The organism is Aquabacter sp. DMC10 (genome assembly GCF_056314145.1).
The window spans coordinates 1-14080 of the sequence record NZ_JBQUYX010000006.1 but is presented as its reverse complement, the minus strand read 5'-3'; the positions used below and the strand labels follow the sequence as shown (position 1 = coordinate 14080).

Genomic DNA, 14080 nt, shown 5'->3' with positions numbered 1-14080 from the left:
ATATGAAACATGTGGGCCGGCCTCGCCTGATGGGGCCGGAGGAGGAAACGACCGCGGAGCATTTCGTCCTCAGGACTTTTGCCCGTCATGTCGTACAGATTGAAGCTCGATCCTTTTCTGCCGGCGCTTGCGGCCACCGTTGCCCTGGCCCTGGCTTGGCCGTCGCCGGGCCAGACCGGCGGCATCCTGCATGCCGACATGGTCGCCACCTACGGCATCGGTGTCATCTTCTTCCTCTATGGGCTGTCCTTGGCGCCCGAGCATTTGTGGAAGAGCGCCGGCAAATGGCGCGTGCATCTGGTGGTCCAATTGTCCACCTTCGTGCTGTTTCCAGCGGTGGTGGTGGCCGCCCAACCCCTGCTCGGCCTGGTCTTTCCGCCCGAGGTGATGCTGGGCCTGTTCTTCCTGGCCGCCCTGCCGTCCACCGTCTCGTCCTCGGTGGCCATGACGTCCCTGGCGCGGGGCAATGTCCCGGTGGCGATCTTCAACGCCTCCATTTCCAGCCTGATCGGCGTCTTCGTCACGCCGCTGCTGCTGGCCTGGTACCTGCACGCCAACGGCGGCGGCCTGCCGCTGGAAAAGGTCATCCTCAAGCTGGTGGTGATGGTGCTTCTGCCGCTGGGCGTCGGGCAATTGCTGCGTCCGCTGCTGCGTGCGTTCGTGGCGCGGCACAAGGCCGTCATCAAGGTGGCGGACCGGGCGGTCATCCTGATGATCGTCTACAATTCCTTCTGTGATTCTGTTGCCGCTGGCGTCTGGGAGAAGCAGAGCCCGCTGGTGCTGGCGGGCATGGCGGCGGCGGTGATCGCCCTGTTCTTCGTGGTCTATGGCATTGTCGGCGGCATCTGCCGGCTGCTGGGCTTTTCCGTCTCCGACCGCATCGCCACCTTGTTCTGCGCCTCCAAAAAGTCCCTGGCCACCGGGCTCCCCATGGCCGGCGTCATCTTTGGATCAAGCGGGGCGCTGGGAGTGCTGATCGCCCCGACCATGATGTTCCACTTCTTCCAACTGGTCATCGTCAGCTTTCTGGCCGCCGGCTATGCCCGCCGCCCAGAGGACACGGCGAGCCTCGAAACACCGGCCAAGGCCGACGCAAAAGGGCGGGAGGCTGCCTCCCGTCCCGGCCGTCCGGCGCGCGCGGAGGAGATCGAGGCGGTGGGGCGCTGAGCCTCCCGCCCTACCAGCGCGGTGCGGCATTCCACGGGCCGGGCGCGGCATTCCTTTGGCTTGACCGGGAGGAACGCGGGGCGCCACACTGGAACCCATAAAATTCAAAACAGGACGGCGCCTCGTCCGATCGGTTCCGGCCGGACCGGGGCGAGCAGCCCGAATGGGAGGTCGTGCATGACGAAGATTTCGTTGACCGTGAATGGGCGCGCGGTGACCGCCGAGGTCGAGCCGCGCACCCTGCTCGTCCAGTTCCTGCGCGAGAAACTGCTGCTGACCGGCACCCATGTGGGTTGCGACACCAGCCAGTGCGGCGCCTGTGTCGTGCATGTGGACGGCGCCTCGGTGAAGTCCTGCACCATGCTGGCCGTCCAGGCCGACGGCGCCTCCGTCACGACCATTGAGGGCGTCGCCAATGGGGCGGAGCTTCACCCCATGCAGGCCGCCTTCCGCGAGCATCATGGCCTCCAGTGCGGCTTCTGCACGCCCGGCATGATTATGACCGCCCTCGACATCGTGGCCCGCCACGGCACGGCGGTGGACGAGGCCACCATCCGCGAGAACCTCGACGGCAATCTGTGCCGGTGCACGGGCTATCACAATATCGTCAAGGCAATCGAGGCAGGCGCCCGCGCCATGGGCGGCGCGCCCATGACGGTTGCGGCGGAATAAGCGGCCAAAGAGCCGTTATCGCCGCATCGTGACCGCCGGGCACCGCCCGCGCACCTGTGCAACGCATGAAGTGAACGAACGCATTCGTCCTTGAGGGAGGACACCCCCGTGAACGCCAGCACCGTCACACCCATTGGCGCCCCCGTGCGGCGCAAGGAAGACCAGCGCTTCATCACCGGCAAGGGCCGCTATACGGATGATCTGTCCCGCCCCGGCCAGGCCCACGCCTATTTCCTGCGCTCCCCCCATGCCCACGCCAACATCCGCTCCATCGACACCAGCGCGGCGGCGGCCATGCCGGGCGTCGTGGGCGTGCTCACCGGCGCGGACATTGCCGAGGACAAGATCGGCTCGCTCATCTGCGGCTGGATGATCCATTCCAAGGATGGCTCGCCCATGCGCATGGGCCCCCATCCCGCCCTGGCGCTCGACAAGGTGCGCTATGTGGGCGACCACGTGGCCCTGGTGGTGGCGGAGACGCTGAACCAGGCCAAGGACGCCGCCGCCGCCATCGTGGTGGATTACGAAATCCTGCCCGCCGTGGTGGATCTCGCCACCGCCGCCGACGAAGGCGTGGCGCAGGTGCACGAGGTGGCGCCGCGCAACACCGTCTATGAGTGGGAGCTGGGCGACAAGGCCGCCACCGAGGCGGCGTTTGCCCGGGCGGCGCGGGTGACCGCCATCGACATCGTCAACAACCGCCTCGCGCCCAATCCCATGGAGCCCCGCGCCGCCATCGGCGAATATGATGCGGGCGACGATGCCTTCACGCTCTGGACCACCAGCCAGAACCCCCATGTGGCCCGTCTCGTCCTCTCCGCCTTCGTGGGGCTGGCGCCCGAGAACAAGCTGCGCGTGATCGCCCCCGACGTGGGGGGCGGGTTCGGCTCGAAGATTTTCATCTATGCGGAGGAGACCGCCTGCGCCTGGGCCTCCAAGCGCCTGGGCCGGCCGGTGAAATGGACCTCGGACCGCTCGGAGGCCTTTCTCTCCGACGCCCATGGGCGCGACCACATCACCCATGGCGAACTGGCGCTGGATGCCAATGGCAAGATCCTGGGCTTCCGGGTGAAGACCATCGCGAATATGGGCGCTTATCTCTCCACCTTCGCGTCCTGCATTCCCACCTATCTCTACGCCACGCTCCTGTCGGGCCAGTACGACATTCCCGCCATCTATTGCGAGGTGGATGCCCGCTACACCACCACCGCCCCGGTGGATGCCTATCGTGGCGCCGGGCGGCCGGAGGCCACCTTCCTGGTGGAGCGCATCATCGACAAGGCGGCGCGCGAGTTGGGCATTGACCCCGCCGAAATGCGCCGGCGCAACTTCATCACCAGCTTCCCGCACCAGACGCCGGTCATCATGTGCTACGACGCCGGCGACTATGCGGCCTCCATGGACAAGGCGCTGGCGCTCATCGACTATGCGGGCTTCCCGGCGCGCAAGGCCGAGGCGGCCCGGCGCGGCAAGCTGCGGGGCATCGGCCTGTCCAACTATATCGAGGCCTGCGGCATCGCCCCGTCAGCGGCGGTGGGCTCGCTGGGGGCCGGCGTCGGCCTGTGGGAGAGCGCCGAGGTGCGCGTGAACCCCACCGGCAATGTGGAGGTGCTCACCGGCTCCCACAGCCACGGCCAGGGCCACGAGACCACCTTCGCCCAGTTGGTCTCCTCTCGCCTCGGCATCCCCATCGACCAGGTCAGCGTCATCCATGGCGACACCGACAAGGTGCAGTTCGGCATGGGCACTTATGGCTCGCGCTCGGGGGCGGTGGGCATGTCTGCCATCTCCAAGGCGCTGGACAAGGTGGAGGCCAAGGCCAGGAAGATCGCCGCCCATATTCTTGAGGCGAGCGAAGGCGACATCGAGTTCAAGGATGGCCGCTTCACGGTGGCCGGCACCGACCGGGGGCTTGCTTTCGCCGAGGTGGCGCTGAACGCCTATGTGGCGCACAAATTCCCCACCTCCGAGATCGAACCAGGTCTGAAGGAAGGGGCTTTCTACGACCCCACCAACTTCACCTTCCCCGCCGGCTGCCACATCTGCGAGCTGGAGGTGGACCCGGACACGGGGGTGACTGAGATCGTCAATTGGGTGGCGGTGGACGATTTCGGGGTGGTCATCAACCCCATGATCGTCGAGGGCCAGGTCCATGGCGGCATCGCCCAGGGCGTTGGCCAGGCCTTGCACGAGGGCGTGCGCTATGACGAGGACGGCCAGCTCGTGACCGGCTCCTACATGGACTACACCATGCCGCGCGCCGGTGACCTGCCGTCCTTCACGGTGGGACTGACGGAGACGCGCTGCCCCTCCAACCCGCTGGGCATCAAGGGCTGCGGGGAAGCTGGGGCCATCGCGGCGCCGCCCGCCGTCATCAATGCGCTGACCGACGCATTGGGGACGCAGGACATTCACATGCCGGCAACGCCGGCCAAGGTTTGGGCCATCGCGCAGGGCGCCGTTTCGCGCCGCGCGGCCGAGTGAAGGAGACGCGAGCATGTATGCCTTCGACTATCAGCGCCCGGCCGCCGTGGATGCCGCCGTCGCCTTGCTGCGCGAGGGGGCCGAGCCCAAGCTCCTGGCCGGCGGCCAGACGCTCCTGCCCACGCTGAAGCAACGCCTTGCCCAGCCCGGCACGCTGGTGGACCTGTCCGCCATCCCCGACCTCCACGTCATCGAGGCCACCGGCGATGGCGTGAAGATCGGCGCTATGGCGCGCCACGCCAAGGTGGCGGGCTCGGACGTGGTCCGCGCCGCCATCCCCGCGCTGGCGGATCTGGCTGGGCTCATCGGCGACCCCGCGGTGCGCAACCGAGGCACCCTGGGCGGCTCGGTGGCCAATAACGACCCCACTGCCGACTATCCCGCCGCCTGTCTGGCGCTGGGGGCCACCATCCTCACCTCGGCGCGGGAGATCGCGGCGGACGACTTCTTCATCGGCCTGTTCGAGACGGCGCTGGCGGAGGACGAAGTCATCCTGGCCATCTCCTTCCCCAAGCCCGCCCGGGCCGCCTATCGCAAGTTCCGCAATCCCGCCTCCCGCTATGCCATGGCCGGTGCCTTCGTGGCGCAGACGGCGGGCGGCGTGCGGGTGGCGATCACCGGCGTGGGGCAGGGCGGCGTGTTCCGCTGGCGGGAAGCGGAGGCGGCGCTCGCCACCTCCTTCACGCCCCAGGCCCTTGACCCGCTGACGCTCGATCCCTCAGACGTGATGGCGGACCTGCACGGCAGCGCCGAATACCGGGCGCATCTGGCCAAGGTGATGGCCAAGCGCGCGGTGGAGGCCATCAGCGGCTGATCTTTTCAGGATGTGACCCGACCGGCGGGGTGTTGCCCATCCCGCCGGACCGAGGTGCCGCAGCAGGGCCCACATGCCATGAGCCGATTTTCCCGGCCGCGCCTCGACAGCCTCACCGACGGCATCTTCGCCTTCGCAATGACCGTGCTGGTGCTCGACATCCGGCTGCCGCCGGATCTGCCGCTCACCACCTCCGCTGATCTGACGGCCCATCTGGTCAGCCTGTGGCCGCAGACGGTGACCTATGTCATCAGCTTCTTCGTGCTCGGCGCCCATTGGCGGGGCATCGCCGAATGGCGGCCGGGCCGCCGGGCGGCCACCGCGGGGCAAGTGCATCTGCAGCTGATTTATCTGTTCTTCGTGACCCTTGTGCCGTTTTCCTCAAGTCTTGTGGGAAAGTATGGCGGCCTGCCTCCGGCGGTCATGTTCTATGCCGGGAACATGATCGCCCTGGGCCTCTTGTCCATTGCGTTGCGCTATCAGGACATCGCCGAGGGGGCGCACCCCACTTTTTGGCAGGTGGCAGGTGCGCACATGCCGGTCTTCATCGCCTCGGCGGCACTGTCGGCCGGGCTGAGCCTGATGACGCCGCAATATGCCATGCTCGCCTATCTCTTGAACCTGGTCACGCGCTTCCCCGGAGCCGGACGGAGGCATGCGCCAAGCCCGGAAGAGGAGCCCTGAAACGCAAACGGCCGCCCAAGGGGCGGCCGGTTACTGAAGGGCGGAGGCGTCAGCTGAACAGGAAGTCGCTGCCGTCGAACTGGGCCACCGTCATGTTGCGCACCAGCAGCACATCGTCATTGCCGAACACGAAGGCGACATCGTTGCCCCATTGCTGGGCCAGGGCCAGAACCTGAGCGCTGGTGTCGACGTTGAGATCCGCCTTGATCTGGACCTTGTCGATGCCGGCCTCGAAATCGGCGATCTGGTCGAAGCTGTAGCCCTTGCCCATCACGAAGATGTCGGCGCCCTGATTCCCTTCGAGGGTGTCGGTTCCCGCACCGCCGTCCAGCACGTCATTGCCACCGCGTCCGGCCAGATAATCGTTCCCGCCGAAGCCGGAAAGCACATTGGCCCCCTCATTGCCGACGATCAGATTGCCGATGTCGTTGCCGGTCCCGGAGAGGTCCGCGAGGCCGGTGAGGGTGAGGTTCTCCACATTGGCGCCGAGCTTGAAGGAGACCGAGCTTTCCACCGTGTCGATGGAGCCATCGTCGATGGTCTGGCCGAACACCTCGTTCACGATGTCGAGGATGTTGTCGACCTTGTAATAATCGGCGCCTGCGCCACCGCGCATCACATCGGCGCCGGCGCCGCCATCCAGATAGTCGTTGCCGCCGAGGCCCGTGAGGACATTGGCGCCGTCATTGCCGTAGATGTAATTGGATTCGTCGTTGCCGGTGCCGGAGAGGTTCTTGCTGCCCTGGAGCTGAAGCACCTCGATGTGGTCGCCGAGGGTGTAGGACACACCCGCATAGACCACGTCCCAGGCGCCATCATCCGTTCCGGCGTTCTCAATGGCCACGTCGCCCGCGGAATCCACCACGTAATAGTCGGAGCCGGCGCCGCCATACATGTGATCGGAGCCGGCACCGCCGTCCAGATAATCCCGGCCGGCGCCGCCGAACAGCAGGTCGCTGCCGCCGCCGCCGTAGAGGGCATTGTCGCCGTCATTGCCAATGAGCGTGTTGGCAAGGCCGTTGCCGGTGCCGGACAATCCCTCGCTGCCGAGCAAGGTGAGGTTTTCCACCCGGTCGCCGAGGATATAGGAGATGGTGGATATGACGGTGTCGGCCGCCCCGTCCCCGCCCTTCTCGTCCACCACATCGCCCACATTGTCGACGAAATAGACGTCCGAACCGGCGCCGCCCTGCATCACGTCAGCGCCGAGGCCACCATCCAGGAAGTCGGTGCCGGCGCCACCCAGCAAGGTGTCATTACCGAGGCCGCCATAAAGGTGGTCGGCCCCTGCGCCGCCGCCGAGCACGTCATTGCCGTCGCCGCCATAGAGGTTGTCGGCGCCCGCGCCGCCCGACAAAATGTCGTTTCCGGCGCCGCCGAACAACAGATCGGCCCCCAGGCCGCCCACCAGGTGATCGTTTCCGTCGCCGCCAAACAGTGCATCGTCGCCGGCGCGGCCGAAGATCTCGTCATTGCCGGCCCCGCCATAGAGCTCGTTGGCGGCGGCATTGCCGAAAATCACATTGTCGAGGCCGTTGCCGGAGCCGATGAGGGCGCTGCCTACGAGCCGGAGATTTTCCACAAAGTCGGGCAAGGTGAAGTCCACCTTGGAGACGACGGTATCGACGGCGCCGTCATCGACGGCCTGGCCGCTTTCCTCGTCCACCAGATCGCCCGCCGAATCCACGCGATAGAGGTCGCCGCCGGCGCCCCCGATCATCACGTCGTCGCCCTTGCCGCCATTCAGGATGTCGCCTCCGGCGCCGCCCAAAAGCGTATCGTTGCCGGCATGTCCGAGCAGGCGTTCCGCGAGGTCAGTGCCCTCGATCAAGTCGTCATAGGCTGAGCCGCGAAGCGTGACGAAAGTCGAATCCGTAAAGGCCATTTTTTATTCTCGCTGTGGACGCGATCGTGAGCAGTTTGTCCGCCTTTAGCGTAGCCTTGTGGCGATTTGAAGGGAGATAAATCTCCCGTCTTCGTGACATGAACCATAACGTGACGGATTTTTGGCGCGCGATGCATGTTTCATCCTGAATGCCTGTTCATTCCGAGCGCCCTATACGCCGACGCGAAACGGCGGGCGGCGGGCGGATTGCAGGGGCAGGGGGCAGCCTTTATCGTCCGCCAGCGGTTCGCTTTTTCGCCGATCCGCGCCGCGTGTCGGACGCCGGAGGTGGGATGATGGAGCACCCTGCACGTCGAGCATCCATCGACGATACCGCGCATCTGCTGCGGGACGCCGGCTATGTGCCAGACCGTGCGCTGGCGACCGTGGTCCATCTCGCCCTGCGCATGGGCCGCCCGCTGCTCCTGGAAGGGGAAGCGGGGGTAGGCAAGACGGAGGTGGCCCGCACCCTCGCCCGGGCCCTGGGACGGCGCCTCATCCGGCTGCAGTGCTATGAGGGTCTGGACCTGGCGGCTGCGGCCTATGAGTGGAACTATCCCGCCCAGATGATTGCCATCCGGCTTGCGGAAGCGGCCGGCGACGCGGACAAGGCGACCATCGCCTCTGACATCTTCTCCGAACGCTTCCTGTTGCGACGCCCATTGCTGGATGCGCTCAATCCCGATCCCGCCGGTCCGCCGGTGCTGCTGGTGGATGAACTCGACCGCACCGACGAAGCCTTCGAGGCCTTTCTGCTGGAATTGCTGTCGGACTTCCAGATCACCATTCCCGAGCTCGGCACCATCCGCGCGCCGCAGCCGCCCATCGTGATCCTGACCTCCAACCGCACCCGCGAGATCCATGATGCGCTGAAGCGGCGGTGCCTGTTCCATTGGGTGGATTACCCGGACGCGGACCGGGAACGGGCCATCCTGCGTGCGCGCCTGCCCGGTGTGGACGAGACCTTGTCGCGGCAGGTGGTGGCCTTCGTGCAGGCCATCCGCAAGGAGGACCTGTTCAAGGTCCCCGGCGTCGCCGAAACCCTGGATTGGGCCTCGGCCTTGGTGGAGCTGGACGCGGTGGCGCTGGACCCGGCGGTGGTGAAGGACACGCTGGGTGTGCTTCTGAAATATCAGGACGACCTGGCCCGGACCGACGCTCCGCGCATTCAGCGTCTGCTGGAGGATGCGCGCCTCGCCGCCGCGGAAGGCTAGGGCGGTGGCGGACGGCCGGCTGGCGGAGAATGTGCTCTATTTCGGCCGTGCCTTGCGGGCGGCAGGACTGCCCGTGGGGCCGGGGGCCATTCTGGATGCGGTTCAGGCCCTCGCGCTCGCCGGGGTGGGCAGCCGCGAGGATGTTTATTGGACGCTTCACGCCGTGTTCGTGACCCGGCGGGAGCACCATGAGGTGTTCCACCAGGCGTTCGGCCTGTTCTGGCGGCGGCGGGACCGCATGGAGAAGCTCATCGCCCTCCTGTCCCCCGAGGCGGTCGGCGCGGCGCCTAAGGAGAAAGGCCTGCTGCGGCGGGTGGAGGATGCCTTCGCCCCGCCACCGACGACGCGCCCTGCACCCGAGCCGCAGGAGATGGAGTGGGACGCCCGCCTCACCGCCTCCGCACAGGAGGTGCTGCGGGCCAAGGATTTCGCCCAGATGAGCGCGGACGAGGCGCGCAATGCCCGCCAGCGCATCGCGCAGATGCGCATGCCCGACGACCTCGTGCCCACCCGGCGCTTCACGCCGGACCCGCGCGGACGCCGGCCGGACCTGCGGGCCGCGCTGCGGGCCGGATTGGCCACCGGAGGCCAGTATCTGCCGCTCCGGCATCGGGCGCCGCGCTGGCGCGCGCCACCGCTGGTGGCGCTGGTGGATATTTCCGGCTCCATGGCGGACTATTCCCGCCCGGTGCTGCATTTCCTCCACGCCCTCACCGCACAGCGCAAGCGCGTGCACACCTTCCTGTTCAGCACGCGGCTCACCAACGTGACCCGGGCCTTGCGGCACAAGGACCCCGACGAGGCGCTGGCCCAGGTGGCGGCCGCCGCGAAGGATTGGTCGGGGGGCACCCGCATCGCCGTCTCGCTGCGCGCCTTCAACAAGGAGTGGTCGCGCCGGGTGCTGGCGCAAAACCCCGTGGTCCTCCTCGTGACCGATGGGCTGGAGCGCGACGTCGGTGCGGAATTGGAGGACGAGATCGGCCGCCTGCATCGCTCCTGCCGGCGCCTCATCTGGCTCAACCCGCTGCTGCGTTATGCCGGCTTCGAGCCCAAGGCCAAGGGCGTGCGGGCCCTGCTGCCCCACGTGGACGACTTCCGCCCCGTGCATAATCTGGACAGCCTGGACGCGCTGGTGGAGGCCCTCTCGGCGCCGGCGCTCACTGCTCGGCCGGATAGGAATGCAGCCGGCCGTCCCGGTCCCGCACATTGAAGGCGCCGTCGGCGGCGCGCTCCACCGCCGTCTCCAGAGGCGCCTTGCCGTGGCCGCCCGGAATGTCCAGGACATAGGTGGGCATGCAAAGGCCCGATATGCGCCCGCGCAATTGCGCCACCAGCGCCTGGCCTTCCGCAATGGACAGGCGGAAATGGGAGGTCCCCGGCGCCAGATCGGGATGGTGGAGGTAGTAGGGTTTCACCCGATTGGCCACCAGCGCGCGGAAGAGGTCCGCCAGCGTCTCCGCCCGATCGTTCACGCCGCGCAGCAGCACGGTCTGCGCGAGCACGGGAATGCCGGCATCCACGAGCCGGGCGAGGGCGCCGCGCGCCTCCGGCGTCAGCTCCGCCGCATGGTTGATATGAACAGCCACATAGGGGGTGAGCCCCTCCGCCCGCAGGGACGACACCAGATCCGCGCTGACCCGTTCGGGCGCCGCGATGGGCACGCGGGTGTGGAGGCGCATCACGTGAACATGGGAGAGGTCGGCGAGGCGCTCCGCCAGATGCCGCATGCGGCGCGCGGAGAGCATGAAGGGGTCGCCCCCGGTCAGGATGACTTCCCAGATCTCCGGGTGGTCCGCCACATAGGACAGCGCGGCCGCCACCTCGGCCTCGCTCAGGGTGGTTTCCGCGCCGGGTCCGACCATTTCCCGCCGGAAACAGAACCGGCAATAGACCGCGCACACCCCCACCACCTTCAGCAGCACCCTGTCGGGATAGCGATGCACGATGCCCTTGACCGGGGAGAAGGCCTCGTCCCCGATGGGATCGGCCCGCTCAATGGGCCGCACGTCCAGTTCGGCCACGTCCGGGACGAACTGGCTGACAATGGCGGCACTGTCGTGCCCGTCCTTCATCAGGCGCGTGAGCGTCGGTGTGATCGCAACGGCATAACGGGCGGCGATGCGGGCCAGATCGGCGCGGCTGGCTTCGGGCGCGAGGCCGGCGGCGATCAGGTCCTCCGCGGTACGCAAAGTGGTCATTACGGGTCCGAGACGGGGTGACGGGTGCGCTTCAGGCTCGCGGGCGGAGCGCAGGCCTCCTATATATGGAAGGGAATGACGAAGCCATAAGCCCTTCAAGGGAGGCATTGGCCATGCTGGCACGGGATGAGGACGTTCTTGGGGCGGCGCTTCAATGGCGTAGGGAGGGGCGGGGCGTGGCGCTCGCCACGGTCCTGGAGACCTGGGGCTCGGCGCCCCGGCCGGTGGGAAGCCATCTCGCCATTGACGGGGAGGGCAACTTTCTCGGCTCCGTCTCGGGCGGCTGCGTCGAAGGGGCGGTGGTCGGCGAGGCTGCCGAGGTGATCGAGACCGGGACCCCGCGGATCCTGGAATTCGGCGTGGCGGATGAGACCGCCTGGCGCGTGGGCCTGTCCTGCGGCGGCGCGATCCGCGTCTATGTGGAGCGGGTGGACTAGCGGAACTCTGTGTTTCTGACGCCTTTCCCTCCCGCGAACCGATGGCCTCCGCGCGGCGACATGCGCTCGCCGCGGCCGTCATCGGCAGTGCGGTCCTGTCATGTCTTCATTCCGGGTCCCGTCCATGCGCCTTGATGTGCTTGAAACCCTCCATGCGGAACGCGCCATGCGCCGTCCCGTGATTCTCGTGACCGAGCTGGCCGGCGGCGGGCAGCGGATCGTGCGCCCGGCGGACGTGGCGGAGGATCCCCTGGGGCCGGCGCTGCGGGCGGCGTTTCGCACCGGAAAGAGCACGTTGGCGGGGGAGGGGGAGGCGCGGGCCTTCCTCACCGTGCAGGTTCCCCCGCCACGCATGGTGGTGATCGGTGCGGTGCATATTTCCCAGGCTCTCGCCCCCATGGCGAAGCTGACCGACTTTGACCTGACCATCATCGATCCCCGCACCGCCTTTGCGACCGCGGATCGGTTCCCCGATGTGCGCTTGCTGGCGCGTTGGCCCGAAGAGGTGATGGGCGATCTTGCGCTCGACCCTTTCACGGCCCTGGTGGCGCTGACCCACGATCCGAAAATCGACGAGCCCGCCTTGGAGGCCGGGCTGAAGGCCGGCTGCTTCTATGTGGGTGCCCTTGGCTCCCGGCGGACCCATGCCAAGCGCCTGGAGCGCCTCGCCGCCCGGGGCCTGACGCCAGAGGAGACGGGACGCATCCATGCCCCCATCGGGCTCGACATTGGCGCCGTCAGCCCCGCCGAGATCGCGGTGGCGGTTCTTGCCGAGGTGATTGCCAGCCTGCGCAAGGAACAGGATGGGACGCGGGGAGGCGCGGCGTGAAATTCGGACCCGTGCCGCTGGCGCAGGCCCTCGGGCGCATCGCCGGCCATTCGGTGCAGGCGGGCGGGCATGCGTTCCGCAAGGGCACGCGCTTTGAGGAGAGCCACCTGGCTATCCTTCGCGCGGAGGGCCTGAGCACGGTCATCGCCGCCGAACTGGAACCTGGAGACGTGCCGGAGGATGAAGCCGCCGCCCGCCTCGCTGCGGCGCTGGCGGGCCAGGGCCTTGAGGCTGCGCCCGCCTTCACCGGCCGCGCCAATCTTCACGCGGTCCAGGCGGGCCTTCTCCGCCTTGCGCCCGAGGCGGTGGATGCCTTCAACCTGGTGGATGAGAGCATCACGCTGGCCACCTTGCCGCGCTTCAGCCCTGTGATGCCCGGCGACATGGCGGGCACGGTGAAGATCATCCCCTTCGCAGTGCCTGAGCCCGTCGTGTCCGTGGCCTGCGCCCGCGGGCAGGGCCTGCTGGAGGTGGCGCCTTTCCGGCGCCAGCGGGTCGCCCTGGTTTCAACCCTGCTGCCCGGCCTCGCCCCGAAGGTGCTGGACAAGACGCGCCGCGTCACCGCCGAGCGACTCGCCCGGATGGAAGCGCGCCTGGTCTGTGACTTGCGCGTGCCTCACACCTCAGCCGCGCTCGCCGCCGCCCTGGACGAGGCCCGCGGCCTTGGGGCGCAGTGCATCCTGGTTTTCGGGGCTTCCGCCATCGCGGACCGGCGCGATGTCATTCCCGCCGCCTTGGAACGCGCGGGCGGGCGGGTGGAGCGGCTCGGCATGCCGGTGGACCCGGGCAATCTGCTGATGCTGGGCTGGCTCGGTAGCCTTCCGGTGCTCGGCGCGCCCGGCTGCGCCCGCAGCCCGAAAGAAAATGGCTTCGACTGGGTGCTGGGCCGGGTCCTCGCCGACATTCCGGTGACCGGTGCCGACATCGCCCGGCTCGGCGTGGGCGGGCTCCTGACCGAGATCCCCACCCGGCCGCAGCCGCGCGACGAGCCGCCGCCCGACCATCCCCCCGCCATTGCCGCCGTCGTTCTCGCTGCCGGTCGGGGAACCCGCATGGTCGGCGCCAATAAGCTTCTCGAGCCCGTTGGCGGTCGCCCTGTCATCCGGTGCGTGGTGGAGGCGGCGCTGGCCTCCGCAGCCCGCCCCGTCATCGTGGTGACCGGGCATGACGGCCCCCGTATCGAGGCCGCACTGGCCGGCCTGCCGGTGATGTTCGTGCACAATGAACGCTTCTCCGAGGGCATGGCCGGCTCCGTGCGCACCGGCATCGCCGCCGTGCCCCGCGACGCCGGCGGCGCGATCCTGCTCCTGGGCGACATGCCCCTGGTGTCCACTGCTCTCATCGATTCGCAGATCGCAGCCTTCGGCCCGGAGCGGGGCCGTCTCATCGTGGTCCCCGTGCGGGAGGGGCGGCGGGGCAATCCGGTCCTGTGGTCGAGGCGCTTCTTCGCCGACCTGTGCTCGCTCGAAGGCGACGTGGGCGCGCGCCATCTCATCGCCGCCCATGGCGAGGCGGTGTGCGAAGTGGAGGCGGCCGATCTCGGCGCCTTTCTCGATGTGGACACGCCGGACGCCCTTGCCGACGTGCGGCAGGTGGCCGAGGGGCGCATGCTCAAGGCCTAGGCTCCAGACTCAATCAGGCCCACCAGGTGACGATAGCGGCGAGCGAGACGGCGGCAGCGAAGTTCACGGCGAGC

General features: G+C 68.0%; 12 protein-coding genes. 10 read left to right on the top strand and 2 right to left on the bottom strand.

What is annotated here, in order from left to right:
* Positions 1-87 precede the first annotated feature (87 nt).
* From ACT54L_RS16390 to ACT54L_RS16370, 5 genes are all read left to right on the top strand, one after another.
* The gene (locus tag ACT54L_RS16390) at positions 88-1167 is read left to right on the top strand and encodes a bile acid:sodium symporter family protein (protein WP_476086708.1); all 1080 of its coding nucleotides are present in this window, start codon (positions 88-90) and stop codon (positions 1165-1167) included.
* A gap of 177 nt (positions 1168-1344) precedes the next feature.
* A complete protein-coding gene (locus tag ACT54L_RS16385) occupies positions 1345-1839 on the top strand; it encodes a (2Fe-2S)-binding protein (protein ID WP_476086707.1) in 495 nt (164 codons plus the stop codon).
* Between the two features lie 108 nt (positions 1840-1947).
* Positions 1948-4323, top strand: a complete 2376-nt coding sequence (locus ACT54L_RS16380) for a xanthine dehydrogenase family protein molybdopterin-binding subunit (protein WP_476086706.1) — start codon at positions 1948-1950, stop codon at positions 4321-4323.
* A gap of 13 nt (positions 4324-4336) precedes the next feature.
* Positions 4337-5137, top strand: a complete 801-nt coding sequence (locus tag ACT54L_RS16375; protein ID WP_476086705.1) for an FAD binding domain-containing protein — start codon at positions 4337-4339, stop codon at positions 5135-5137.
* 78 nt (positions 5138-5215) lie between these two features.
* Positions 5216-5821, top strand: a complete 606-nt coding sequence (locus ACT54L_RS16370; protein WP_476086704.1) for a TMEM175 family protein — start codon at positions 5216-5218, stop codon at positions 5819-5821.
* 49 nt (positions 5822-5870) lie between these two features.
* Here the strand turns inward: ACT54L_RS16370 and ACT54L_RS16365 are convergent, their stop codons facing one another.
* Positions 5871-7706 carry a calcium-binding protein gene (locus tag ACT54L_RS16365; protein WP_476086703.1) on the bottom strand — a complete coding sequence of 612 codons (1836 nt, stop codon included), beginning with the start codon at positions 7704-7706 and terminating at the stop codon, positions 5871-5873.
* A 296-nt stretch (positions 7707-8002) separates the two neighbouring features.
* Here ACT54L_RS16365 and ACT54L_RS16360 point away from each other — a divergent pair, with 296 nt between their 5' ends.
* Together ACT54L_RS16360 and ACT54L_RS16355 are read left to right on the top strand one after the other, a co-directional pair.
* Positions 8003-8920 (top strand): AAA family ATPase, encoded by a 918-nt coding sequence (locus ACT54L_RS16360; protein WP_476087010.1) that lies wholly within the window; start codon positions 8003-8005, stop codon positions 8918-8920.
* Positions 8892-10130 (top strand): vWA domain-containing protein, encoded by a 1239-nt coding sequence (locus ACT54L_RS16355; RefSeq protein WP_476086702.1) that lies wholly within the window; start codon positions 8892-8894, stop codon positions 10128-10130. Before ACT54L_RS16360 ends, ACT54L_RS16355 begins: the two co-directional genes overlap by 29 nt.
* Here the strand turns inward: ACT54L_RS16355 and ACT54L_RS16350 are convergent.
* Positions 10078-11118, bottom strand: a complete 1041-nt coding sequence (locus ACT54L_RS16350; protein WP_476086701.1) for a lysine-2,3-aminomutase-like protein — start codon at positions 11116-11118, stop codon at positions 10078-10080. The genes ACT54L_RS16355 and ACT54L_RS16350 overlap by 53 nt on opposite strands.
* 113 nt (positions 11119-11231) lie before the next feature.
* Here ACT54L_RS16350 and ACT54L_RS16345 point away from each other — a divergent pair, with 113 nt between their 5' ends.
* The 3 genes from ACT54L_RS16345 to ACT54L_RS16335 all read left to right on the top strand — a co-directional run bounded on the left by ACT54L_RS16345 (position 11232) and on the right by ACT54L_RS16335 (position 14006).
* Positions 11232-11555 carry an XdhC family protein gene (locus ACT54L_RS16345; RefSeq protein ID WP_476086700.1) on the top strand — a complete coding sequence of 108 codons (324 nt, stop codon included), beginning with the start codon at positions 11232-11234 and terminating at the stop codon, positions 11553-11555.
* Between the two features lie 124 nt (positions 11556-11679).
* A complete protein-coding gene (locus ACT54L_RS16340; RefSeq protein WP_476086699.1) occupies positions 11680-12384 on the top strand; it encodes an XdhC family protein in 705 nt (234 codons plus the stop codon).
* A complete protein-coding gene (locus tag ACT54L_RS16335; protein WP_476086698.1) occupies positions 12381-14006 on the top strand; it encodes an NTP transferase domain-containing protein in 1626 nt (541 codons plus the stop codon). Before ACT54L_RS16340 ends, ACT54L_RS16335 begins: the two co-directional genes overlap by 4 nt.
* The last annotated feature ends 74 nt before the right edge of the window (positions 14007-14080 follow it).

Coding starts and splice junctions, on each gene's coding strand:
- ACT54L_RS16385 (WP_476086707.1), top strand. CDS start 1,345: ATGACGAAGATTTCGTTGACCGTGAATGGGCGCGCGGTGACCGCCGAG.
- ACT54L_RS16345 (WP_476086700.1), top strand. CDS start 11,232: ATGCTGGCACGGGATGAGGACGTTCTTGGGGCGGCGCTTCAATGGCGT.
- ACT54L_RS16375 (WP_476086705.1), top strand. CDS start 4,337: ATGTATGCCTTCGACTATCAGCGCCCGGCCGCCGTGGATGCCGCCGTC.
- ACT54L_RS16350 (WP_476086701.1), bottom strand. CDS start 11,118: ATGACCACTTTGCGTACCGCGGAGGACCTGATCGCCGCCGGCCTCGCG.
- ACT54L_RS16390 (WP_476086708.1), top strand. CDS start 88: ATGTCGTACAGATTGAAGCTCGATCCTTTTCTGCCGGCGCTTGCGGCC.
- ACT54L_RS16360 (WP_476087010.1), top strand. CDS start 8,003: ATGGAGCACCCTGCACGTCGAGCATCCATCGACGATACCGCGCATCTG.
- ACT54L_RS16340 (WP_476086699.1), top strand. CDS start 11,680: ATGCGCCTTGATGTGCTTGAAACCCTCCATGCGGAACGCGCCATGCGC.
- ACT54L_RS16355 (WP_476086702.1), top strand. CDS start 8,892: ATGCGCGCCTCGCCGCCGCGGAAGGCTAGGGCGGTGGCGGACGGCCGG.
- ACT54L_RS16365 (WP_476086703.1), bottom strand. CDS start 7,706: ATGGCCTTTACGGATTCGACTTTCGTCACGCTTCGCGGCTCAGCCTAT.
- ACT54L_RS16370 (WP_476086704.1), top strand. CDS start 5,216: ATGAGCCGATTTTCCCGGCCGCGCCTCGACAGCCTCACCGACGGCATC.